This is a genomic window from Prosthecobacter vanneervenii (genome assembly GCF_014203095.1).
Taxonomy (GTDB): Bacteria; Verrucomicrobiota; Verrucomicrobiia; order Verrucomicrobiales; family Verrucomicrobiaceae; genus Prosthecobacter; species Prosthecobacter vanneervenii.
Window position 1 is genome coordinate 431,488 of record NZ_JACHIG010000004.1, and the last position, 23,923, is coordinate 455,410.

The window sequence follows — 23,923 nt, forward strand, 5'->3', positions numbered from 1 at the left end:
TGGGAGGCCATGCAAACGTCGGCTTCAGCTCCAGTCCTTCAGTCTTTCCGGGAAGGGGCATCCGGCGCAGGCGGAGTCATCCTCCAGACAGAAGTCCTCGTAAATCTGCAGAAGGCCCTGCTGATGGTGCAGCTTTTGGGTAAAGTCGCTGCCACGGGTGCCCTCCTCGCCAAAAAGGCGGTGCACAGCCAGGCGCACCTTCTGATTGTCCAGCAGCGCGGGGAGTTCGAGGTACTCGGCCCAGAGGCGCGTGCGCTCAGGGACGAGCAGCGGGTAGGCCACATTGGCCAGCATCTCCTGAACTCGGGTCTCCCCGATCAGCGCCACTGGTTTGGCCGCTTCCTCAGAAAGCAGTGTGTAGTGGGTGGTCCAGAATTCATGCTTCAGCCCCAGCAAGGACTCCCGCCAGGCAGCCTGACTCCAGCGTGTGGCATCGGCCAGCGGGGTGATGATGGCTGACCAGGAACGCAGCAGCGCGGCCAGTGCGCCGAGGCGGCGCTGTGGGTGGTTGCCGGGGCGGATGGCGTTGAGCTTCCAGCGCAGGAGCTGGCGGCCATCCAGCCAGCGCTCTGCGCCGCTGCGGAGCTTCCACCACTCGCTCCAGAGCTGGCGCAGGTAGGAGCGTGTGGCGGGCTCGGTGTCGTCACTGCGCACGCTTTCCAGAAAGCCGGAGACGCCAAAGAGCCAGGCCTCCCGCTGCACAGCATCGAGCTGGAGGATCTTCTTCAAAGGCAGCCGCTGCGAGAGGATGGCAAAAGGCTGCTGATTGTTGCGGTAGCCGAGTGCCTGCGCCAGGGCCTGATAGACCGCCTGCTCCCGCCCCTGAGCAGCTACGCTGCGGTGCAGGCGCTTCGATTTGATCTCCAGCCGGTGCTGTGCGGCGGCCTCGATGATGGACTGCACACGCGCCGGTTCCATTTCACGCAGAGGCAGGGCGCAGCGGCCCAGCCGCGCCGGAGCCTGATGGCGTCTGGGCTTGAGCCCCTCTGGCAGCATGGTGGCGCTGAGCAGCAGCTGCGGCACCTCCTGGTGGGCGCTGGTGCGGGTATAGAAGCGCTCCTCTGGCGCGTGGAGAAAGAGGTGCAGCACCACGCGGTTGAAGTTCTCGTTGGCGCCGTGGGCGTGCCGCTCCCAGTCACGGGCATCGGGGTCAAGCTCGATGTCTCCGCGCGTGGTTTGACCATCGATGGCGATGGCACAGCCGGTGAAGTCGGGTCCTGCGCCGGAATTCCACACGCCGAAATCTGCGATGCGCAAAGGCCGCCCGTCGGTGGTGGTGAACTCACTGCCGAAGGCTCCGGAGAACCACAGGCTCTGCAGCTCCATTTCGGTCATCGGCTCGGCAAAACCGGGTAAAGTCTCAGCTACGCCGGTGAACACGGATTCGCGGAAACGGGCGTAGCGGTCGGCGAGCGGGAGCGGCGTCATGAGGGGTTTCCTATCAAGGATGGTCCCGCACGGAATGCCACCGGATTTGTGCAAGCGCGTGTCTCTGTGAGCAAGATGAAGGTGAATCCACATGTGTCCTGAGCGTCTATGCGGACATGCGGCCAGGCTTGTCTTTCGAACTTCAGCCGCCGTCTCATAGGGGCGCCGCCTATCGCTCCGTAGCTTCCTCGGCGTCGTCCTTCTGGAATGTGCAAAGTCGCTGTAACATGAGAATATTGGCTTTCGTCATAAAGAAACCGCAGGAACGTCTCATCGCGTTAACTCAAGAGGAGTCGTCTTCTGAGGCATTCAACCGCCATACCCAACCCAAACCTAAGTCATGAAAACGACACTCATGGTTGCCGCATTACTGGCCTCAATGTCCATGGCCCAAGCTGGACCACCTATCACTCCGGCCAAGATCAAGAAGCCGCTGCACCTCAGCCAGGTGAAGAGCATCTTCCGACAGCCCGAGCCTGCCGTGCCTGCTGCACCTGTGACAACTGTTCAAAAAGACGGCGCAACTACTGCGGCAGGCGCTGTGAGCACCACCGAACCCGCCCCACAGCCGGTGAGCAAAAAGGTGCATCTCAACACGTTTCTCAATCATCCGTCATCGGCTCCAGGTCCGAAATAAGGGGCTTCGTGGCTGGCAGTCCGTCTCTACAAGAACGGCGGACTGCTATTGCTAGTGGCTGGTTTGAAGATCCAGAATCCCAATCCGCCACGGGATGCTGCCATATTTTTTCGCCTTGTAGCCTTCGGCATCGACTCCCTGGAAAACGAAGCGGAGGTGGGCGGGATCGACTTCGAGGGTTTCGTCGTTGCTGCTGCGGATGAGTTCGCCGTGGCTGATGCTGGTGGTCCAGGGTTCTTTTTGAGTGACGTTGGCGGTGGAGGCGAAGGGGTGGTCGCGGGTGGCGGCAAGAGGTTTCCAGGGGCCTTCGAGTTTGTCTGCCAGCCAGGCTTTGTAGTAGCGGTGCCCGGGCCCCAGAGCCTCGATGATGGTGAGGTATTGGTCGTGGTCTTTGAGCTTGTAGGTATGCGAGGCTTCGAAGAGTTCTTCCTTGGTATCTTTGAGCAGCAGTTCGGGTTTGGACCAGCCGAGAGGAAAGCTGGCCTTGGAGGTTTCGCGCCGCCAGAAATGGCCGTCGTCGCTGGTGTAGAAGAGATGGGCCTTGGTGGCGTCGCAGATGACCCAGAAGTCGATCCATTTAATTTTGTCTCCCCCTTCGGGCAGCGCATCGATCATGGGCTTCGGCTTGGTCCAGGATGCCGGATCGTCCAAGGTAGCTGTGGTGGAAAAATACGGTGCCATCTTTGGTCCACGGCGCTCGTCGACGAGCTGGTAAATGAGATACCACTTCTGATGCGGCGTGTAGAAGAACACCTGCGGAGCGCAGTGGTATTGATCATGAAAGTCGAGCGTGTGGCGTGTGGCTTTGCCTGCGTCTTTCCAGTCGGTGAAGCTGAGGTATTGCATGTCCACCTTGCCCGACGCACGCCGATGCGTGGCAAAGAGGTGCCATTTTCCCTCATGAAACACCATCGACGGGTCTTTGAGCGCCACGTCGGGGTCAGTTTCATCAGTCGCAGGACCAATAAGAGCGGGCGTGCTTAGCCAATGGAATTCTCCCGTGCTTAACCAAGACGGATCAGTCGCGTGAAGCGCGCTGACAAGACAAAGGGCGATCAGGGAGTGAAGCTTCATGACATGAGTGCCTTGAGCGAGACATCAGCGAGTGAGTCAACGCGCTTCCACGCGCCGGTGAAATCAAGATGTCGTGTCATCGGCCCCGGGGCGACGATGCAGCGGATGCCGGCGGCCATGGCGGCGCGGAGGCCATTGAGGGAGTCTTCAAAGATGACGGCTTCTTCAGGCGCGACGCCGAGCTTTTCGGCGGCATGCAGGAAGAGACTGGGATCGGGCTTCACCTTGCCGGTGTCGTCCACGGTGGAGATGTGGTGAAAGTGGTCGTGCAGTCCCAGCTGGTCCATCCAGGAGTCGATCCATACACGCGGGCTGCTGCTGGCGATGGCGATGCGCAGGCCGAGTGCATCCGCCTCCTGCAGACGGTCCGCCACCCCGGGCAGCAGGTGCAGATGTTTGCGCAGCTCGCCCTCGCGGATCTTGCGCTCAATTTCGATGGCAGCCCAGTCGAAGTCTCTGCCGGTGAGCTGTTCGAGGTCACGTTTGGGATCGTAGGCACCGGTCAGGAAGTCGGTGCCTACGGCCTGGGCATAACGCTCCACGGGAAGCTCATGGCCATGCTGGCTGAAGATCTCTCTCCAGGTGTGGTAACCGGTGCTTTCAGTGTCAACGATGAGGCCGTCGAAGTCAAAGATGACGGCGCGGATGGGTGGGGGCATGGGCGACTATGGAGCGCCGACGATTCGTCGGCAAAAAAAGATTCTCATTGGCCGACGATTCGTCGGCACTCCATACCCCGCGAAGCTCAGCGTGAGGAAAGCAACGCCAGAATTCTTGCGAAGATGGCTGAAGTCATGGCGTGAAGAGCCGCTGAGCGACAGGCCGCAGATGTGGACAATCCACGGGACGCTGAATGCGTTTGGGTTTTGCGGGATTCTGGCGTGGCGAGGAGAGATCAAGAACCATTCGGCTGCTTCAGCAGATCAAACAACGTGACCATGCCCAGCAGGCGCTTTTGTTCGTCCACCACCACGGCCTTGCTGACGCCGCTGCGCATGAGGGTGCCGACGAGGACGGGAACGGGGGTGTCTGCGGTAACGCAAAAAGGCTTGGTCAGCGGCAGGTCCTGCAGTTTGTCCACACAAGTGAGGCCGTGATTTTTGAGCCATTCGTAGGCCACGGAACGGCGCAGCAGGCCGACCACGCAGCCCTCCGCCAGCACAGGGTAGGTGCTGTGCGGGTGAGCCTGAAACTCCGCTACGGCGTCCTGCACAGTCACTTTTGCATCGAGAGCGGCGATGCTGCGCGTCATCACATCGGCAGCACAGGCATTGCGTGTGGCCTCGGGGATCATCTCCACTGTGTTCTGGATCTCTTCCGGAAGATGGTACTGCTGAGCCGTGCCACGGAAGAGGCTGCCAAGGGAGCCGATGCTGTTGGCGAGTGTCTTGAAAGTTTCGCCATCGATGGCGACGAGTTCGCTGGATTCCTTGGCCGTGGCATCAAAGCGCCAGATGCCATCGCCCAGCAGGGCGCGCTCGCCAAAGTGCTCGCCCGGGCCGGCGGATTTGACGAGCTGGCCTTGCGCATCGGTGATCTCGACGCAGCCTTTTTTAACTGCGTAGAGGGATTGTGCGGGCTCGCCCGAGTGAAAAAGGGAATCTCCAGGTTCCAGGTGCATCTCTCCCAGAGGTGAGGTGAAACTGGGGGTGAGGAGATTGATGTCGCGTGGGAAGAACATCTCAAAGGTCCACTCCGCCATGACGCGCAGCTTGCGGTCAAAGCCCGGCAGCTTCATGAGATAAATGGTGCGCCACATGAACCAGGCGATGATGCCCGAGAAGCGCATGCCCATGATCTGGGCCACGGCCTTGCGGTGGCCGATGGTGGCCAGCTCTCCGAGGCCGGTAAAGCGAAAGGGCTTCAAGGCGCGGCCTGTAAAACTGGCGGCGATGTTTCGCGCCACCAGAGCGCCCTGACGCATGGCAAACTGGGCGGTCTCGGGGCAGTTGCCACCGTCGGCCTTGGGGAAGACGGCGCAGTCGCCAGCCGACCATACGTTGGCGAGGCCTCTGACCTGCCCCGTGGCTTCCACGACGACCTTGCCCTTTTCGACGGGCAGTGCGCCCTTGGCCCCCAGCGCTGCAATTTGCGGATGAGGTGCATTCCCCACGGTGCAGACCACGAGCGTGGCCGGCAGCCGGGTGCCATCGCCCAGCTGCACGGTGCTGGAGGTGACTGCGCGCACGCGGCTTTTGAAGGCGATCTTGACTCCCATCTCTGCGAGACATTTGCCGGTGTAGGTCCCCAGGCTGTCACTCAGCATGCCCAGCAGTCGCTCACCGCTGTGGATCAGGGTCACGTTGGGTTCATCGGGCTCGATATTTTCGTAAAACCGGCGTGCGCCCACGATCAAGTCCTGGATCTGTCCTGCGGTCTCCACCCCGGAGTAACCACCGCCGACGATGACGAAGGAGAGCAGCTCCTTGCGCAGCTTGGGGCTGGTAATGAGGTTGGCCTCCTCCATTCGGCTGATGATGGCGGCGCGCAGTTTCATGGCATCACCCACGGTGCGCATGAGGTAGGCGTGCTCCGCCATGCCCGGGATGCGGCTGAGATCCACGCCCGCGCCTGGGGCCAGCATGAGGTGTTCGAACCCCACCGTGACCTGCGGGGTGAAGGAGCCGCCGTTCATGGTGATGATGCGGTTTTCCAGATCGATGTGTGTCACCTCGCCCTTCAGCACCTCCGCGCCGCGACAGATCATGCGGATGGGATTGACCACATGCTGTGGGGAGAGGGAGCCGCCTGCGACTTCCGGCAGCATGGGCTGGAAGACCATGTGGTTCTCGCTGGCGATCAGCCCCACGGTCATGTCCGCCATGTCTTCGGTCAGCCGCAGCAGCTCGCGCGCACAATAGACTCCGGCAAATCCTCCGCCAATGATGGCCACTTTGAAAATACGGTCGGGCTGCTTGGGCATAGGCAGCAGCGCAGGCGCAGGGGGCGAGCCAGCTTGAGCGGAAATTTGCGCCTGCTCAGCGCCGCAGCACGCGTTTCATCATCACCAGCGCATCTCCAGGCATCAGCATCGCGCTGGGGCTGGGGTTCAGGTCGGTCGCTCCTTCCTTGCGCAAAATGGCCACGATGAGCATGCGGCCGCTGAGGCCGTTCTCGATCTCGTTCACGCGTTTGTGCACCCAGGGGGAGTCTGCGCGGATCTCGATCTCCTCCATGTCCAGGCCCAGTTCCGTGAGGTGGTGGTCAAAGTCGATGCTGGCCTTGGTCTTGCCGCCGATGAGGTCGCGCGTGTTGGGGTGCAGGATCAGGTGGGCGATGCGGTCGGCTCCGATGTGGGCGGGCAGCACCACGCGGTTGGCGCCAGCTTGCAGCAGCTTGCGCTCAGTGGATGGTACCTCGCCGCGCGCGATGATCTGGATGGCGGGGTTCATGTTTCGCGCACTCAGGGTGATGAAGACATTCGCAGCATCATTGGGCAGCACGGTGGCCAGCACGCGGGCGCGGTTGATGCCAGCGGCCTTCAGCACGGACTCGTCGGTGGCTTCTCCCTGAAGGGTGAGGAAGCCCGCGTCACGGACTTCGGCCACCCGATCAGTCGCCTGATCGACAATAACAAAAGGAATGCCGCCTGCCTGCAACTGCGAGGCGATCATTCGCCCAATGCGGCCGTAGCCGCAGATGATGGCGTGGTTGCTGAGTTTATCGATTTCGTTTTCCATGCGTTTGCCTCCCAAAGCCCTCTGAATCTGCGCCTCTGTCAGCCACTGCACCAGAGTACCAGTGACGAAGATGATGCCCGTGCAGCCGAAGAGAATGAGGATGATCGTCCAGGCTCGCAGCCAGGGGTCGGTGATGGGCACCACTTCCCCATAGCCCACGCTGAAGGCGGTGATGACCACCATATAGAATGAGTCCCCCCAGGACCACCCGGCGGCCCGGTAGCCCAGGGTGAAGACCGCCAGCACCAGGCCCACGTAGGCAAAGGCGTAGAGGAGGTTGGTCTGCGGGCGGCTCTTGGCGATGGGCATGCGGCTGGGTAAAGGAAAGTCGAAGCGAAAGCCGTGCCATAACCTGTGTTCGTATAAAGATAGGCGCTGCTCGATGAAATGCTGCGTGCGTTCGGGGCGTTTGCTTGCCACGTTCCAGCCCCACCTATGAAGCATCTGCTCACAGCCTTTCTGGCTTTTTCTCTCATCGGCTCCGCCTTCTCCGCGGACAAGAAATCCATCGTCATGATCGCAGGCAAGCCCTCGCATGGCCCAGGACAGCACGAGCACAATGCAGGCATCCAGCTTCTGAAAAAGTGTCTGGAACAGGGCGCGGCGGACCAGGTGGACATCAAATTTCATCTCAATGGCGAGTGGCCCTCTCAGGAAGAGCTTTCCAAGGCGGACAGCGTCGTGATCTACTCCGATGGCGGCGGCGGGCATCCCGCCCTGCAGGGAGACCGTCTGGCGCAGCTGGACAAGGAGATGAAGCGCGGCTGCGGTTTCCTGACGCTGCACTACGCGGTGGAGCCCACCATCGAGAAAGGCGGCAAGGAGTTCATCGACTGGATGGGCGGCTGCTTTGAGATCAACTGGAGCGTGAACCCGCACTGGGACGCCAATTTCAAGGAATTGCCAGCCCACCCGATTAGCTCTGGCGTGAAGCCCTTTGGCACGAATGACGAGTGGTACTTCTACATGCGCTTCCGCCCCAACATGCAGGGTGTGACCCCCATCCTCAGCGATGTGGCTCCTGAATCCACCATGAGCCGCCCGGATGGCGCTCATAGTGGCAATCCCACCGTGCGTGAGTCCGTGAAGAACAAGGAAAAGCAGCACGTGGCCTGGGCCTGCGAGCGTGCGGACGGCGGCCGCGGTTTTGGCTTCACCGGTGGTCATTACCACCGGGGCTGGGCGAATGACGACCAGCGCAAGCTGGTGCTGAACGCGATCCTGTGGACCGCGAAGGCCAAGATCCCTGCGGATGGCGTGGCCTCCAATGTGACCGAGGAAGACATGAAGGCCAATCTGGACCTCAAGCCAGGACAAGGTCTGCCAGAGAAACCGAAACCTGCACCTAAGGTAAAGTAACCAAGCTCTCTGCCATCATGAACCGTCGTCGATTTATCCAACAAAGCACGGCGGGCATGCTGGCCGTAAACCTTGCCGCCGGGCAGTCAGCGGCGCCGCTGATTGCCTCGCTGGAAAAAATCACCCTCAAACGCGGCCTCGATGGCAGCGGACCTTCGTGGTTTCATCCGCGGCCTTGTGTGGTGCCTGGCAAGGACGGTCCTGTCATCGTCATGATGATGCAGGAGATTCGTGGCTCGGATTATTTCATGCCGGTGCACTGGATGGAATCCCGTGACCTCGGGCGCACGTGGTCGGACCCGCAGCCGGTGCCGCCGCTGGGCCGTGTGCCGAAGAATGATGGTCGTGGTGATGAGGGCGTGTGTGATGTGGTGCCACAGTATCATGCGAAAAGCGGCACGGTGTTGGCGATGGGGCACAATGTCTTTTATCGCGGACCGAAGTTTGACCGCAACCAGCCATCACGCTGGCCGGTGTATGCGGTTTACAAAGACGGCCGCTGGTCCGAACGCAAACGCCTGGTGTGGGATGATCCGCGCGGGTCCAACATCTACACCAACAACTGCGGCCAGCGCGAGGTGCTGGAGGACGGCAGCATTGCCTTTGTGATGTCGTTCGGTGCCCAGCAGAACGGGCGCTCGGCCGCCGGAGTGCGCTGCTCGTTTGATGGAGAGACGCTGGCCATCCAGAAAGTGGGCCGCGAGATCAAACACTCAGCAGGGCGTGGTTTGCTGGAGCCTTCATTGGTGCGCTATCGCGGGAAGTTTTACGTGACGCTGCGCGCCGAGGACAACCGAGGCTATGTGGCCGCGAGTGATGACGGGCTCAACTTTGAGGAAAAGCAGCCTTGGTGCTGGGATGATGGCTCGCCGCTGGAGATGAGCACCACTCAGCAGCACTGGCTGCCGCACAGCGAGGCGCTGCATCTGGTTTACACGCGCAAGGATGCCAGCAATGTAAATGTAATGCGCTGGCGTGCACCGCTCTTCATGGCGCAGGTGGATATGAAGACCTTGCGCCTCATTCGCGAGACGGAGCGTGTGGTGCTGCCACTGGAAGGCGATGGCGTGAAAGCGCCGGATGAAGTCCCTCTGATGGGGAATTTCCAGACCACCAACATCTCACCAGATGAATCGTGGGTCACTGATGGCGGCATGCTGCCGAAGCATGGCTTTAAAGGAGATCTGCTGCTGGGCAGGATCCGCTGGAGCCGGCCGAATACGCTGGTGTGAGCATGGCTAAGCCGAGTAGCCGCCGGAGATGTAGGCGTTCAGTTGCTCGATGGTCATGCGCTGGGTGGCGATGATCTACTTCACAAGGTCGCCGATGGAAACAATGCCAAGCAGTTCATCTCCATCCAGGACCGGAAGGTGTCTGACGCGATGCTCCGTGATGATCTCCATGCATTCCGAAACGGTTTGAGCAGGCCCCACGGTCACCGGATCACGCGTCATGATTTCTCCCACCGGGGTTTCTTTGGAGGATTTGCCATGAAGCGCCACCTTGCTCATGTAATCTCGTTCTGAAATGATGCCGACCAGCCGGTTGCCTTCCACCACCGGCAGGGCGCCGATGTTTTTCTCAGACATCATCTGGATGGCCTGATAGACGGTGGCTTTTGGCGAGATGGTCCAGATGTCCCGGCCTTTGTGCTCCAGCAGTGTCTTCGCAGCGGTTGGAATTTCCACGGCGGTTGGATGTGGTGGATTCTTATTTTCTAAAATCGGCTTTGGTTAAGCAAGCCTTCGTTTTTTCACGTCCGTCTGGCCGGGGGAAATGCGGTAATTCGCATCACCTTGGTGCTTGAGAACGATCTGCCGCGCCGTTTCATGCAGTGCCATGAGCACCCAACCCACGCCCCTCTCCCGCCGTCGTTTCGTCGGTGCCGCCGGTCTCGTCGCCGGCAGCATGATCACCCGCCCGCTGTTCGGTCAGAACGCCCCCAGCAACAAGCTCAACGTCGCCCTGATCGGCGTGTGGGGGCGTGGCCTGGCGCATTACGACTCCATTGCGGAGGAAAACGTGGTGGCGCTGTGCGACATCAACGAAGCACGCTTTCCCGATGCGCTAAAGCGTTTCCCGAATGCCACGACGTACATCGACTGGCGCAAGTGCCTGGATCATAAAGGCCTTGATGCTGTGGTCGTTTGCACGCCGGACCATACGCATGCGTTCATTGCCAACTGGGCGCTGAAGCGGAACCTGCACTGCTACTGCGAAAAGCCGCTGGCCATCACCGTGGATGAAGCACGCACCGTGCGCGCCACATGGGAGACAAAGAAGGGCAAGCTGGCCACCCAGGTGGGCATGCAGCGGCATGCCAATCCGAATTTCAACCGCGTCCGCGAACTCATTCGCGACGGCGCCATCGGCGAGCTGAAGGCCGCCTACGCCTGGGGCAACCGCCAGATTCCCAGGCCGGGTTATTTCCCCGAGGAAGGCCAGCCGCCGAAGGGATTCCACTACGACCTGTGGCTAGGCCCCTCGCCGTTCCATCCGTACAACCCAGCCTACTTCTCCGGTGGAGCAGGCGCGAACTGCCTTTCCTGGAACATGTTCTGGGATTTCGGTGCAGGTCAGATCGGCGACATGGGCAGCCACACCATGGACCTGCTGTGGAATGCCGTGGACGGCGGACTGCCAACCTCTGCCGAAGCGAAGGGAGATGCCTACAACTCCGACGTGACGCCGGTGAAATGCGAATCCCACTTTGAGCTGCCCGCCAACGACTGGCGTGGACCCATCACCGTGGCCTGGTATCAGGGCGGCGCGATGCCGAGCTCGCCGAAGAAGCACATTGATCTCACGCAGATTGGTCATGGCGCGATGTTCAAAGGCACCAAGGGCTTCCTCATCGCCGACTTCGACTCCCGCCTCATCCTGCCCTATGGCAATGATGCGGACATGAGCTACTACAAGCCGCGCAAGAAAGAGGATATGCTGCCTGACATCGGCCACTTCCAGAAGCAGTGGTTCGACGCCTGCCGTGACCCCAGCAAGCCCACCGCCTGCAACTTCGGCTACAGCGCCGACATGATCGAGATGATGCTCCTCGGTCTCGTGGCCTACCGTACCGGCAAGAAGATCCAGTATGACGGCAAGACCGGCAAAAGCCCCGACACACCCGAAGCGAACGCCTTCATGAAGAAGGAATACCGACCCGGCTGGAATATCGACGGCTGAATCGAGCATGAACACATTACCACCCATCAGCACTGTTCCTTTGATGCTGGTGGGTGGCATCTGCCAGTATTGGTATGAATGAAACGCATGCTGGTACTCCCGGATATGCACTGAGGTTCGCCGATGGAGTCGGCCTCCTGATGGCGTATGGGAGGCATGCGATTTCTCACCCTTCCATTCTGCATCCTTCTCTCGGTGGCACATGCGGCTGATCCGTCGCACGTTTTCAAAGCCGGTGCGGCCACCAGCAACATCACACCAGAGCTGGGCACCTCCATGAACGGCGGTTTTCAGGACCGGCAGGCGGTGTTTGTACATGATGAACTGCACGCCCGCTGTCTGGCGCTGGATGACGGCAAGACGAAGCTGGTGCTGGTGGTGGCGGACAGCTGTGTCATTGGACGCGGCATTTTTGATGAGGCGAAGAAGATGGTGAACGAGGCCACCGGGCTGCCGATGGAGAACATGCTCATGTCCGTCACGCATTCGCACTCCTGCGGCACGGCGCAGGCGGTGGGCCAGAGCGAGCCGAATCCGATGTATCAGCGTTTTCTGGCACGTCGCATCGCCGATGGTATTCGCTGCGCCCTGAACAATCTTGCCCCCGCCAAAATCGCGTGGGGGAAGGTGGATGTGCCGCAGCATGTCTTTAACCGCCGCTGGAAAATGAAGCCCGGCGGCATTCCCCCCGCGCCTCATGGAGTGACCACGGATCAGGTGAAGACGAATCCCGGAGTCAACAACCCGAACCTCCTGGAACCAGCCGGACCGACGGATCCTGAGGTGTGCTTCATCAGTGTGCAATCCATGGAGGGCAAACCCATCGCGCTGTATGCCAACTACTCGCTGCATTATGTCGGCGGCACAGGGCCGGGCCATCTTTCGGCGGACTACTACGGTGTCTTTTGCAGCCGGATCGGCGAGCTGATCGGCGCGGGGAATCAAGACCACGCCTTTGTGGGCATCATGTCCAACGGCACCAGCGGCGACATCAACAACATCGACTGCCGCGGTGGTCAGGCGAAGCAGCCGCTGTATGGGCAGATCAATCTCGTCGCGAAGGATGTGGCGCAGGCTGTCGCCGGTGCGTGCAAGGCGCTGAAGTATCAGGACTGGGTGCCGCTCGGAGTGGCGCAGAAGGAGGTCACGCTGGGCCTGCGCATCCCCACCCAGGAGGAGGTGGAAAAAGCACGCGTGGTGACGAAGCAGTCCAAGCTCTTTCCGCGCATGGAGACAATGGAGCAGGTGTATGCGCGGGAAACGGTGCTGCTGGCGGACTTCCCCAAGGAAGTCTCCGCGCCTCTGCAGGTGCTCAAGATCGGCGACCTGCGTGTTTCAGCCATTCCTGCGGAGGTCTTTGTGGAGATCGGGCTGGGTTTGAAGAGCCGGCATGCGCAGACTTTCACCGTGTCCCTGGCCAATGCGTACCATGGCTATCTTCCCACGCCGGAGCAGCACAAGCTTGGCGGCTATGAAACCTGGCGCGCCAGATCCGCCTGCCTCGAAGCCGATGCCTCAACAAAGATCGTCGCCGGTCTTGAGGAGCTGTTTGCAAAACTTCAGTAATATCTATTCACGCGACTATGAAATTCATTCTGCTCTGCTTCGCGCTGCTTACCTGTGCCGCATCTGCTGCCAACATCGTCATCATGACGGTGGAAGATCCCAACAACTACGAGGCTCCGCGCACGATGCGTGAATTTGCGGAGAAGGAGCTGCGGCCGCTCGGGCATCAAGTCACAATCATTGAAGGGGACAAGCCGCAGCCGCATCACTTTGCTGGACTTGTCGAAGCGCTGAAAGAGGCGGATCTGCTGGTGCTCTTCTCGCGCCGTCGTTTCCCACCGAAGGAGCAGATGGCGGCCATTCGGGCGCATCTGGCTGCTGGCAAGCCCTTGCTCGGCATACGAACGGCGAATCATGCCTTCATACCCAAGCCCAAGGAAGTCGTGGACCCTGGTCTGGAGCCATGGCCTGACTTTACTCATGAAGTGCTGGGTGGTGAAAATGCGGGCTATGAAACCAAGGGGCTGCCCTACAGCGTCAGAGTGCTTGATGGAGTCAAGACGCCTCTTCTTGAAGGGGTGAATGTGGCGAACATCCAGGGCTATCAGTCACTCTATAAAGTGCTGCCGCTGGCCGCTGACGCCACGCCGATTCTCATTGGCACTGCACAGGCTGGAGCCACCACGCCGCCTCAGCCGGTGGCATGGACGCGCAGCTATGGCAGCGGAAAAGCGCGCATCTTTTACACCAGCCTCGGTGCCCCGGAGGACATGCGCAGCGCCGATCTGCAGCGCCTGCTGCGCAATGCCGTGGAGTGGACTTTGAAAAAATAGCGCGTCATGAAATTCGTCTGCCTCCTCCTGCTCGCATGCGTCGTCACCGCCAGGGCTGAAATGCTCGCAGGGGTGGCCAAGGTCGACATCACTGACCGCACCGTTCCGGTGACTGATCCGTGCTTTGCCAAGGCGCTGGTGCTCAAGAACGACGACACCACGGCGGTGGTGATCACGCTGGATGCGGTGGCGGTGGGAGGCATCGGGCGCATTGGCAATGGCTTCATGGCGACGGTGCGCAGCGGACTGCGGGAGCTGGGCATCGCGCCGGAGAATGTGGTGGTGAATGCGAGCCACTGTCACGGCATCGTACGCGGAGATCTGGAGCCGCTGGTCATCCAGGCGGTGAAAGAAGCGGTGCGGAATCTGGTGCCGGTGAAAGCGGGCAGCGGCGAGGGCTCGGAGACGCGCATCAGTGAAAACCGGCGGCTCAAAATGAAGGATGGCAGCATGGTGGACATGCGGCGCGCCTATTCGATGCCGCCCGATGAAGACGTCGCCAGTGTGGGGCCCATCGACCCACAGGTGGCCGTGTTGCGGCTGGACCGCATGGACGGCACGTCGCTGGCCGTGCTCTACCAGTTTGCCTGCCATCCGATCATGAACCCGCCCAGCAAGGGCTGCTCGGCGGACTATCCAGGCTTTGCCTCCAAGGTGATTGAGGACGCCCTTGGAGGCGGAGCGATGGCCTTCTTCATCCAGGGATGTGGTGGCGACATCAATCCGGTGCGCTACAAGGAGGTCTCCCGACCAGCCGATGCCGAACCGCTCGGCACCATGCTGGGTGCCACGGTGCTGGCCTCAGTGCGGAAGATTGAAACCCAGGCCGGTGCGCCTCTCAAGGTGAACAATGAGACCATCGCCCTGCCGCGTGCTGCGGACTACACCGCACGCATTGCCAACATCGAGGCGGAGCAGAAAAAGCTCGTGGCCGCGCTCAAGCCCACCAACATCAACTTCAAGACCTTCCTGCCCCTGCTGCTGCAGCACAAGCTCTGGCCGGAAACGCCGTCGCATTATTCGCAGAGCTACCTGCATGACCAGTCATTGGATCGGAAAGCCATCCCCCAGCTTGACGCCGACAACCGCACGCTGGTGGAGAGCTACCTGGCCAACATCGAAATCATGGAGCGGCTCACACGTTTGAACGCCAACCTCGCGCTGCTGAAAATGCACCTGAAGCAGACCGAGGCTGCCGCCAGCCCAACGTTGGATGCCGAGGTCTGCGGGCTGCGGGTAGGCGACTTCAAGCTGGTGACCTTCCCCGGAGAGGTCACAGTGCAGGTGGGACTGAACATCAAGAAAGCGGCGAATGACGCCCGCGCTTTTGTTTCCGGCTACACCAATGGCTACATCTGGTACACACCCACTGTGGAGCAGCGCCTGAACAGCGGCTATGCGCAGGAAGACTGTGACACGCTGGTCGCGCCCGAGTGGCAGAAGATTTTTGAGACGAAGGCGCTGGAAGTTTTGCGCAATCTCAGCCGATAAGCTTTTTCATGAAATCATCACTCCTGCTTCTGTTTGCCGCATTTGCCTGCTCCAACTTGGCCGCAGACGATTTGCCAAAGACGCTCATGACCACGCGTGGCAAGCTGCTGGTCAGCGAGGACTTTACGCCGCCGCTCGCGCCTGTGGTTGGCAAGCCGGTGGGATTTGCCAGCGGGTTCACCGGCTGGCGCTACAATGCAGGACCTGCAGGTGGGAAATCCGGCTATTGGAAACTGACCGACGGAGTTTTCACCGGGGTGGAAAGCCCGGGGGCCAATCATCCGGCGACAGCCTCGTTTGGCTTTCAGTTCACCGACGCCATCATTCAATGTGAGGTGAGGCTGAACGACGTGCCCGATGAAGGCCGCAAATACCGCTCTTTGTTTGTGAAGGCGACGGATGCCAAGGACTACGTGATCGCGCTGAGCGTGGGACCGGGAGGCCTATTTCTGACGCCATATGATGCGGAGCGCATCAACCCCACGACCAAGCAGCGGGAAAAAGGAACGGCGGGCCGCGCGCTGACGCCCGTCAAACTCAACGAATGGCACACTGTGGTGCTGGAGATCAAAGGCACGGAAGTGGTGGGTACGATCGACGGCAAAAGTACCACGCTGAGCAATCCGCTGATTGGCACGGCGAAACACAGCATCATGCTCGGGGCCGGCACGGAGGCGAGCTTTCGCCATCTGCGCATGTGGGAGGCGCTGCCCAACGCAGACTGGGCCTCAGCCAAGGCGGCACTGCAGGCAACGGTGAAACCTTGAGCTGTCAGTCACTGCGAACCGTCATTTCATTAACCTCATGAACTTGTCTTCCCTCCTCCGTCTCCTGCTCATCATGGCTGCCACTTGCGTATGGCAGCTCCAAGCCGCCGAACCAGCCCACATCGTCATGATGATCGGCGAGGACGAATATCACACCTGGGAAACCCTGCCGGAGTTTGCCGCCCAAGAATTGAAAGCCGCGCCTTATCGCGTCACCATCATTCAGGCGGACAAGGCGGATAAGAACCAGTTCCCAGGCTTCGTGGAGGCCGTGCATGATGCCGATCTCCTTTTCATCAGCGTGCGCCGCCGGACTCCGCCGGTGGAGGTGATCAAAGCCGTGCGCGCTCATCTCGATGCCGGCAAGCCGCTGGTGGGCATCCGCACGGCCAGCCATTGCTTCGCGCTGCGTCCCAAGGAGCCGGAACCCAAGGCCGGCCTGGGCATCTGGCAGGACTTTGATCCGCAGGTGCTGGGCGGCAACTACACCGGCCACTACGGCAAAGATCCCGCCGCTATCACAGTGATTCCGGGTGCGGAGTCACATCCCATCCTGCGTGGAGTTGTGGTCTCTGAACTCATCGGTCATGGCGGTCTGTATAAAAACACACCACTGCAATCCGGCACGACAGCGCTTTTGAAGGGAACGCTGCCAGGGACCGAGACCGAGCCTGTCGCGTGGACTCATCTGTATGGAGAAAAGAAGGCCCGCGTCTTCTACACCTCGATGGGGCATTGGGATGACTTCAAGCTGCCAGCCTTCCGGCGCTTTTTGCTCAATGGCATCGCCTGGGCGCTGGAGAAACCCTGACATTTTTTCTTCGGCGTGTCGGCTGTGCAGCCTTGAGCATCGCCGCACGCTCGCCATAGGAAGCGGCTCACCAAACCACCCGACAAACATGCGACTTCAAGACCAGGTCATCCTCATCACCGGCAGCTGCACGGGCATTGGCGAATTCATGGCGCGGCGCTTCGTTGCCGAAGGCGCCCGAGTCGTCCTGCACGGACTGGAAACCGAACGCGGCGAGGCTTTGAGGCAGGAGCTTGGCACCGACAAAGCAGCCTTCTGCCAGGGCAACCTCGCCGACCCGGAGGTCCCGGCCAAACTGGCCGCTGATGCCATCGCCGCCTTCGGCAAAATCGACGCTCTGGTGAACAACGCGGCCATGACCAACCGTGCGCGCATCGCCGAGACGGACGCGGCCATGTTTGACCGCATCATCGCCGTGAACGCCCGTGCACCCATGCTCCTCATCCGTGCGCTGCTGCCCGAGCTGAAAAAAAACCAAGGCGTGGTGCTGAACATCGGCTCCGTGCTGGCCCACTGCGGTCAGGCCAATCTGCTGGCCTACTCCATGTCCAAGGGCGCGCTCATGACGATGACCCGCAACCTGGCCGATGCGCTCGGCACCGACCGCGTGCGTGTGAACCAGCTCAATGTCGGCTGGACCCTCACGGAGAACGAATACAAGGTGAAGCTCGGCGATGGTCTCGGTGAAGGCTGGCCCGAGCGTCTGCCAGCCTACGCAGTTCCCATGGGCCGTTTGCTGAGGCCTGAAGACATCGCCGCCGCCGCTGTATACTGGGTCAGCCGCGAGAGCTTTCCTGTCACCGGCACCGTGGCCGAGCTGGAGCAGTACCCGCTCATCGGCCGCTACACCAATCACGAGGGCGATCCTCTCAAACAACAAGATCACACCAACTAAACCACCATGAAACTGATCCGCTTTGGAAACCCTGGAGAAGAAAAACCCGGCCTGTTGCTGGAAGATGGCCGCCGCATCGACGCAAGCGCCTTTGGCAGTGACTACGATGAGAAATTCTTTGGAGGAGACGGCCTTGAGCGTCTGGCCGCCTGGGCCAAGGCCAACGCCGCCACGGCTCCCACGGTGTCTGCTGAAACCCGCCTCGGCCCCTGTGTCGCCCGCCCCAGCAAGATCATCTGCATCGGCCTGAACTACGTGGACCATGCCAAGGAAAGCGGCATGCCCATCCCGGCGGAGCCTATCGTTTTCTTCAAGGCCACCAGCGCCATCGTGGGTCCGAATGACAACGTGGTCATCCCGCGCAACTCCAAGAAGACCGACTGGGAAGTCGAGCTCGCTTTCGTCATCGGCAAAAAGGCCAGCTACGTTTCCGAAGCGGACGCCATGAGCCATGTGGCCGGCTACTGCGTGCACAATGACTACAGCGAGCGAGAGTGGCAGTTGGAGCGCGGCGGCCAGTGGGTGAAGGGCAAAAGCTGCGACACCTTTGCGCCCATCGGGCCCTTCCTCGCCACCAGCGATGAGATCCCTGATCCGCAGAACCTCAAGCTCTGGCTCAAGCTGAACGGCAAGACCATCCAAAACAGCAGCACCGCGCAGATGATCTTCGGCGTGCAGAAGCTGGTGAGCTATCTGAGCCAGTTCATGAGCCTGCTGCCCGGAGACATCATCACCACCGGCACACCTCCCGGAGTCGGCCTTGGCTTCAAACCCGAGCCGGTTTTCATGAAGCCCGGCGATGTCATCGAGCTCGGCGTCGAAGGCCTCGGCGTCCAGGGCCAGACGGCTGTCGCCGCATAAAGCAGTCGAGCTTTAGCTCGTCCGGAAAACTCAATAGCCTTTTGAATTGGGGTCCGCACAGTCTTCTGTGCGGACCCTTTTTTGACTGCTCCTGCAAGGCTGGCATCGGAGATGTGGCTTATGGCCCCGTGTTTACCGGGCTGCACTTCAGCCGCACAAAACCTTTGCCGCTCAGATTCGCGTTGACCGTGATCGTGCCGTCGCCGTTGTTCGTCGTTTGCGCCGCAGGGATGTCAGTCCAGTTCACCAGGTCCGTGGAGGATTGCGCCTGGATGCTGCCCCATTCGGTGAAGACCATGCGAGGCTGGTAGGTCAATGTCAGCGCGCCATTCTGCAGCACCGGCCTTGGCATGCTGGAGGTGCCTGTGACATTCTCCAGTGCGAACTCGACGCCGTTGGGTATGCCGTTGCCATTCGAATCGGCCGTGAAGCTGCCACTCTGCCCCACTGAGGCGAGCCATTCGGTGAAGGGGATGTTGGGATCCAGCCCTAGCAGGGTGGAGATGATGTAGCTGTCGCTCACCGGTGTGATTGCCGTGGCTGGATACTGGGCATTGAAGGCATCCACGACCATCTGCGCGATCTTGGTATGCGCGCAGGTGTTGGGGTGAAATCCGTCTCCGGAGAATGCATAACGCGTCCGCGCATCGGCATCCGCCACACGGTAAAATTCGATGGCCTGGATGCGGAAGGGCTGCGAGATGAGCGACTTGGTGAACGCATACACGCCGGGCACAAATCCGATGCCGATGGACTGTGCATAGGCTGCCAGACTGGCGTTCAGGGCATCCATTGCGGCGGTGACGCGGGCCGTTTTTACCGGATCGGTGGGGTAGCCCTGCTGAATTTTGGGCGTGCAGCCCACATGCGGCACGCTGACCAGCACGATGGGAATGGATGGATTCACTCCACGCACAAAGCTGATGATCCACTGCAGATTTCCATAGGTCGTGGTAGTCACGGAGGCGTCCGCCGTGCCGTTGTAGAGATTGGCGTAGTAGCTGTCAGCATCATTGCCGCCCGCGAAGATGACCACTCTCTCCACGGTGCCACGCAGCTGGTTTTTCAGCGTGTTGGTCCACCAAAAGTTGTAGATGCTGCTGAGCTGGTTGCGGATGTCCGTTGTGGTCGCTCCCGGGAAGGCCCAGTTATAAGCGTGCCCTGTGAGCCTGGGATCAGCATAGGCTCCCCACGTTCCAGTATCAAACCAGTCGGTGCGGTTCTGATGCAGGAGTTCGATCCAGTTCCGCGCCTGCCAGGAGGCAGGGTTGTTGGGATACAGCGCCGGAAACTCCTCTTCGTACTCCTTTGTCAGGCTGTCCCCGATCACCAGGCACTGCTCCGCCCTGAGCGAGAAGCTCATGAGCAGGAGCATGAATGTGAAGACACAGCGGCGCATCTCCGATTTTGACGCAGGAACCAGGAGAAAAGTTCACCGGCAGATCAAAGTTTGTGCTGTGGCATCTCAGACAAGTCGGAGGCTCTATATTCACTCAACTTTCAGCACGCCGTTCATGACCATCCAGTGGCCGGGGAAGGTGCAGAGGTAGGGGTAGTCGCCCTTCTCTCTTGGAGCAGTGATGTGGATGGTGAAGCTCGACTGCGGATTCGTCATGTCGGTGTAAGCCAGCACGTCGTCGGAATCGGGCACGTAGTGCTTGGCCAGACCTTGCGGGTCGGTGATCATAAGGTTGGCCAGATTGCCGATCTTTTGCAGCGTGCCCGGTTTGGCGAGCATCCAGTTGTGCGGAACCACATCAGGGTTTTTGAAGACGATAGTGAGCTTCTCACCTGCCTTGGCGCTGAGCGTTTTTTGCACGTATTGCAGACCGAGAGCAGCCTCGATGACGATTTCACGTCCGCCTTCACCCTTGGCCCACGGATTGGGCTTGGAAGACTTCGGCGCCTCCATGCCGATCTGTGCAGCGTGATTGGTCTTCGCGATCTTGGTGTAGCCAACGAAATCGGTAAAGGGTTCTGCCAGAGCATGGGCTGTGAGGAAAACATCATGGCCAGTGCTCAGGTGCAGATGGATCTGGCTGGCGGTGACGATCTGCGGGATTTCGAGGAAGAGAGTTTTACCACCATCGAGCTTCTGCACGCTGTGCACTTCCAGCGGATCATGGCCAGGTGTATCAGCATATTTCACGGAGTATTCAGGAGAGCCATACTGAGGGCCATAGCGGTAGTTCCAGCATTGCGCAAAGCAGGTGGAGGCGTCGGCATCTTTCACGGGCTGGTTGAAGCGGAGCAGCACTCCATTGTCGCGGGCTTCGAATCCGATGGGCACCGGCTTCTCGCCGCCAGTGAAGCGCACGCGTTGGAAACAGCCGTCCTTCGGGGTGTAGCTGCCCCAGCCCTGCATGCCGTTCACGTAGAGGTGGCCGTCCTTCGGATTGAAGCGCGCGCACTGCGGGCCGGAGTCGAAGTTGCCGCTGATCTTCACCGCTGCCGCCTGCCAGCGGCCTTTCACATTCTGCCGCATGACGAGCCACGCGCCGCCACCGCCGGAGGAGAGATGAACGAAATTGCCATCGCCTTTGAGTGCAGCCCATTTGTCGCTGGAGATGAAGGCCTGGCTGCTGGCGCTGTTGTCCTCGCCACGAGGGAGATACATGAGCACGGGCTCGGGAGGCTGGCCGTTCTTGGGGCCGCCTGCGCCAAAGTGGGCACCCAGATTGTGGTCCAGTTCGATCTGGAAGATGGAGGAAGCCGGTGTCCAGTCGCCTTCTTGACCGCTGCTGGTGACAAAGCGTCCATCCGGCGAGATGCCGAGGCCATCCGGATTCCGGAAGCCGGTGCCGAGGACTTCGAGTTTGTCACGGCCCGTGATGCGGCAGACACCTTGATTGCCGGAGGCGAAATACCAGCGGCCTTCTTTGTCGGTTTCGAGACCGACGATGAAGTCGTGGCCGCCGGGAGATGTCTGCATCGCATTCGTCACACACTCGTAGAAGTCGGCCTCGTCATCGCCGTTAAGGTCATGCAGACAGGTGATCTGATCACGGCCGAGGACATAGAGCTTGTCCTTCACGATCTTCATGCCCAGCGGCTGATTGAGACCAGTGGCAAAGCGCTTCCAGCGGATCTTGGACAGCTTCTCATCGATGCCTTTCACCAGCCAGACCTCGCCCGTCATGGTGGCGATGGCGGCAGTGCCATTGCTGAAGAAGTCATGTGCGGTGATGAAGAACAGCGCGCCATACGGATTATCAAAGGGCAGTTCGATGGTGTCGGTGGCGAAGGGCTGCTGCGTGCCTAGCTTGCCTTTGGTTTCCATCCACTTTGGCCATTGGGATAAGAACTCTTTAGCGAGTTGAACCTGCTCGCCATGAACATTCCAAAATGAATCACCCACTTTGAAGATGACGGCCTTGCCCTGACGATAGAAACCTTCGTACTGGCCTTGGAGCTTGATCGATGGCTTCGACGCCACCTTGCCATCCATCGCAGCGCCGCCCATGAAGCCGTGACGGTGATCGGTGAGCTTGATGAAGCCACCTGTCCAGGTGAGCGGGAATGAAAGTTTCTCACTGTCGAAGACATACGAGGTATCACCTTCGCGAACGCACACGGCCTTGGGGATCGTCAGACCCGCGCCTTTGAAGACGCAGCTAAAGACGCTGCCGTGATCACTTTCTGCGAAGCGGCCATCCTTCCAGGTCACCTGGTCGTTTTGATTCCCCCAGTGGCCCTGCTGGCCGCCATCGAGTCCGGGGAATTGTGGCAGCAATGCCGGAAGCGGCTTCTGCTTCATGAATTGCAGCGCCTGCTTGCCGTAGAAGTCGAAGACACGCTCACGGTTCACAAACTCCTCCCAGTGCACATTATCTTCAGGATGGAGTGGCTTGCGGTCCGGCTTGAAGGCTGCGGGCGGCGGAGCCTTCGGCGGCAGGATGGCGTCCAGATGATCGAAGTCCCAGAGACCGATGGTGTTGTCCATGCGCAAGCGTGGGCCGTTGCTCTTGCGCGGCTTCATCACACCGCGTGCGATGCGCACGTCGTCCAAAACCCCATCACAGCCGATGGAGCCTTCCACGAGGCTGCCGAAAGCAATGCCACCAGCTTTGGGTGTGCCCTTGAGGGGCTGCACTGGCTTCTCGAGCACCTGCTTGCCGTCCACCCAGAGAGCCACGCTCTTGTCATCGATGCTGGCCAGCAGGTCGTGCCACTTGCCGTCACAGATGTTCACCTGCGAATCATAATCGCCGCCACGTCCGGGCATGTAGAGCGCGAAGGTGCCGCGTTTGGCATGCGTGTAGATCTCCCAATGAGTGGCGGAGGATTTGGTGTCCGAGGCGACGAGGATGTTGAAATGATCCTTGCTGTTCAGTTTGGCGCGGCATTCAATCGTAATCGGCAGCGTGCGGAAGGGTTCGTTGTCCTGCTCAAAATAGCTGCCTTTCAGAGCCTCGCCGAATTCCTGATTGAGGGACGGCACGCCCTCACCGGTGATGGGGGGCTTGGCAATGAAGCTGACAGTGGCTGGCTTGTCCTTCCAGGTACGATACTTTGGCTTCGGTCCAGGTACATTGTCATCCAGCTGCGGCACCAGCCACGCAAGGCCGTCGAGATTGTCCAGCAGGCGGCCTTCAGCGTCTTCATTCGTGTGATTGAGAATGCCGATGGGGCCGTTGTAACCGCTCGCACGCACGATGCGCAGCACCTTCACGTCTTCCGTGCCGACACCGAGTGGAAGAATCTTGCGGCCCTTGGCCTCGCCGTCGATGTCCATGCCGTTGAGATTGAAGCAGAGCAGGTGCGGCAGCATGCGTGGCAGCACTTTGGCTAGGCGGTCCAGATGGCCGTGGCCGTGGTGAAGGTTGTACACCATGCCGATGTTCTTGATGCCTTTGGCCTTCAGCGCCTCCACGATGGCGATGGCGTTTTCCGGCTCTCCATACCATCCACCGTGATTGTAAAGCGCCACCTGGCAGCCCAACGGTGCGGCGGCCTCGCAGATCGGCTGCAGACGTGCGACTTCCTTTTCCACGCGGGCTTTTTGATCTGCCTCATCCTTTACCTGAATCGCACCGCCGTTTCCATTCACCCAAAGCTGTGGGTGCACGCCATGGCGTTTGAAGAGCTCCAGCGTTTGCCGCGCTTCATCATTCAGCGTGGTTGGAAACCACCAGCCCATCAGCTCGATGTGGTGTTTCTTGAGCGCAATCAGCTCGTCGTCCCACTGCGGGATGTGCTCTTTGCGGTAATCATAGACGAACTTCTTCACGCCCATCTTTTCCAGCATGGCCGCACGCTCCTCCGGGCCGCGTTTGCCTGCATCGAACGGCACAATGCACCACGCAGCGAGGTTGGTTTTGTCAAAGAGAGCTTCGGCTGCCTGAGATGCGCCGAGCGCAGAAACAAAGAGTGTGAAGGTGAGAAGGCGGAAGAGCAT

The 23,923-nt window shown here is 60.2% G+C and carries 19 protein-coding genes; 11 read left to right on the forward strand and 8 right to left on the reverse strand.

Annotated elements, in window-relative coordinates; genetic code table 11:
• Positions 1 to 24 precede the first annotated feature (24 nt).
• On the reverse strand, positions 25 to 1,428 hold the full coding sequence (locus HNQ65_RS11915) for a DUF2851 family protein (RefSeq protein WP_184339750.1): 1,404 nt from the start codon (positions 1,426 to 1,428) through the stop codon (positions 25 to 27).
• A 340-nt stretch (positions 1,429 to 1,768) separates the two neighbouring features.
• On the opposite strand from HNQ65_RS11915, the gene HNQ65_RS11920 reads away from it, so the two are divergent.
• Positions 1,769 to 2,065: a hypothetical protein gene (locus HNQ65_RS11920; RefSeq protein ID WP_184339751.1), complete on the forward strand. Its 297-nt coding sequence runs from the start codon at positions 1,769 to 1,771 to the stop codon at positions 2,063 to 2,065.
• Positions 2,066 to 2,116: 51 nt separating this feature from the next.
• On the opposite strand, the gene HNQ65_RS11925 is transcribed toward HNQ65_RS11920, so the two are convergent.
• The 4 genes from HNQ65_RS11925 to HNQ65_RS11940 all read right to left on the reverse strand — a co-directional run bounded on the left by HNQ65_RS11925 (position 2,117) and on the right by HNQ65_RS11940 (position 7,128).
• A complete protein-coding gene (locus HNQ65_RS11925) occupies positions 2,117 to 3,139 on the reverse strand; it encodes a non-reducing end alpha-L-arabinofuranosidase family hydrolase (RefSeq protein ID WP_184339752.1) in 1,023 nt (340 codons plus the stop codon).
• Positions 3,136 to 3,798 carry an HAD family hydrolase gene (locus tag HNQ65_RS11930; RefSeq protein ID WP_184339753.1) on the reverse strand — a complete coding sequence of 221 codons (663 nt, stop codon included), beginning with the start codon at positions 3,796 to 3,798 and terminating at the stop codon, positions 3,136 to 3,138. Before HNQ65_RS11930 ends, HNQ65_RS11925 begins: the two co-directional genes overlap by 4 nt.
• A 236-nt stretch (positions 3,799 to 4,034) precedes the next feature.
• A complete protein-coding gene (locus HNQ65_RS11935) occupies positions 4,035 to 6,062 on the reverse strand; it encodes an FAD-dependent oxidoreductase (RefSeq protein ID WP_184339754.1) in 2,028 nt (675 codons plus the stop codon).
• A gap of 55 nt (positions 6,063 to 6,117) precedes the next feature.
• Positions 6,118 to 7,128 carry a potassium channel family protein gene (locus tag HNQ65_RS11940; protein ID WP_184339755.1) on the reverse strand — a complete coding sequence of 337 codons (1,011 nt, stop codon included), beginning with the start codon at positions 7,126 to 7,128 and terminating at the stop codon, positions 6,118 to 6,120.
• A 126-nt stretch (positions 7,129 to 7,254) separates the two neighbouring features.
• On the opposite strand from HNQ65_RS11940, the gene HNQ65_RS11945 reads away from it, so the two are divergent.
• Positions 7,255 to 8,178 carry a ThuA domain-containing protein gene (locus HNQ65_RS11945; protein WP_184339756.1) on the forward strand — a complete coding sequence of 308 codons (924 nt, stop codon included), beginning with the start codon at positions 7,255 to 7,257 and terminating at the stop codon, positions 8,176 to 8,178.
• 17 nt (positions 8,179 to 8,195) lie between these two features.
• Entirely contained in the window at positions 8,196 to 9,410 is a 1,215-nt protein-coding gene (locus HNQ65_RS11950; RefSeq protein ID WP_184339757.1) for an exo-alpha-sialidase, read from the forward strand.
• 75 nt (positions 9,411 to 9,485) lie between these two features.
• Here HNQ65_RS11950 and HNQ65_RS11955 read toward each other — a convergent pair whose 3' ends face one another.
• A complete protein-coding gene (locus HNQ65_RS11955) occupies positions 9,486 to 9,866 on the reverse strand; it encodes a CBS domain-containing protein (RefSeq protein WP_221306138.1) in 381 nt (126 codons plus the stop codon).
• A 151-nt stretch (positions 9,867 to 10,017) separates the two neighbouring features.
• Between HNQ65_RS11955 and HNQ65_RS11960 the strand changes: the two genes are divergently transcribed.
• The 8 genes from HNQ65_RS11960 (at position 10,018) to HNQ65_RS11995 (ending at position 18,525) form a co-directional block, all read left to right on the forward strand.
• A complete protein-coding gene (locus tag HNQ65_RS11960; protein ID WP_184339758.1) occupies positions 10,018 to 11,361 on the forward strand; it encodes a Gfo/Idh/MocA family protein in 1,344 nt (447 codons plus the stop codon).
• Positions 11,362 to 11,517: 156 nt separating this feature from the next.
• Positions 11,518 to 12,927: a hypothetical protein gene (locus tag HNQ65_RS11965; protein WP_221306139.1), complete on the forward strand. Its 1,410-nt coding sequence runs from the start codon at positions 11,518 to 11,520 to the stop codon at positions 12,925 to 12,927.
• A gap of 17 nt (positions 12,928 to 12,944) precedes the next feature.
• Entirely contained in the window at positions 12,945 to 13,700 is a 756-nt protein-coding gene (locus HNQ65_RS11970; protein ID WP_184339760.1) for a ThuA domain-containing protein, read from the forward strand.
• A gap of 6 nt (positions 13,701 to 13,706) precedes the next feature.
• Entirely contained in the window at positions 13,707 to 15,191 is a 1,485-nt protein-coding gene (locus HNQ65_RS11975; RefSeq protein WP_246438152.1) for a hypothetical protein, read from the forward strand.
• Between the two features lie 8 nt (positions 15,192 to 15,199).
• Entirely contained in the window at positions 15,200 to 15,958 is a 759-nt protein-coding gene (locus HNQ65_RS11980) for a LamG domain-containing protein (protein WP_184339761.1), read from the forward strand.
• 37 nt (positions 15,959 to 15,995) lie between these two features.
• Positions 15,996 to 16,769, forward strand: a complete 774-nt coding sequence (locus HNQ65_RS11985) for a ThuA domain-containing protein (protein WP_184339762.1) — start codon at positions 15,996 to 15,998, stop codon at positions 16,767 to 16,769.
• An 88-nt stretch (positions 16,770 to 16,857) separates the two neighbouring features.
• Positions 16,858 to 17,664 (forward strand): SDR family oxidoreductase, encoded by an 807-nt coding sequence (locus HNQ65_RS11990; RefSeq protein WP_184339763.1) that lies wholly within the window; start codon positions 16,858 to 16,860, stop codon positions 17,662 to 17,664.
• A 6-nt stretch (positions 17,665 to 17,670) separates the two neighbouring features.
• Entirely contained in the window at positions 17,671 to 18,525 is an 855-nt protein-coding gene (locus HNQ65_RS11995) for a fumarylacetoacetate hydrolase family protein (protein WP_184339764.1), read from the forward strand.
• A 118-nt stretch (positions 18,526 to 18,643) separates the two neighbouring features.
• Here HNQ65_RS11995 and HNQ65_RS12000 read toward each other — a convergent pair whose 3' ends face one another.
• Together HNQ65_RS12000 and HNQ65_RS12005 are read right to left on the reverse strand one after the other, a co-directional pair.
• On the reverse strand, positions 18,644 to 19,888 hold the full coding sequence (locus HNQ65_RS12000) for an SGNH/GDSL hydrolase family protein (RefSeq protein WP_184339765.1): 1,245 nt from the start codon (positions 19,886 to 19,888) through the stop codon (positions 18,644 to 18,646).
• A 126-nt stretch (positions 19,889 to 20,014) separates the two neighbouring features.
• Complete coding sequence (locus HNQ65_RS12005) at positions 20,015 to 23,923, reverse strand: LamG-like jellyroll fold domain-containing protein (protein ID WP_184339766.1); 3,909 nt, start codon at positions 23,921 to 23,923, stop codon at positions 20,015 to 20,017.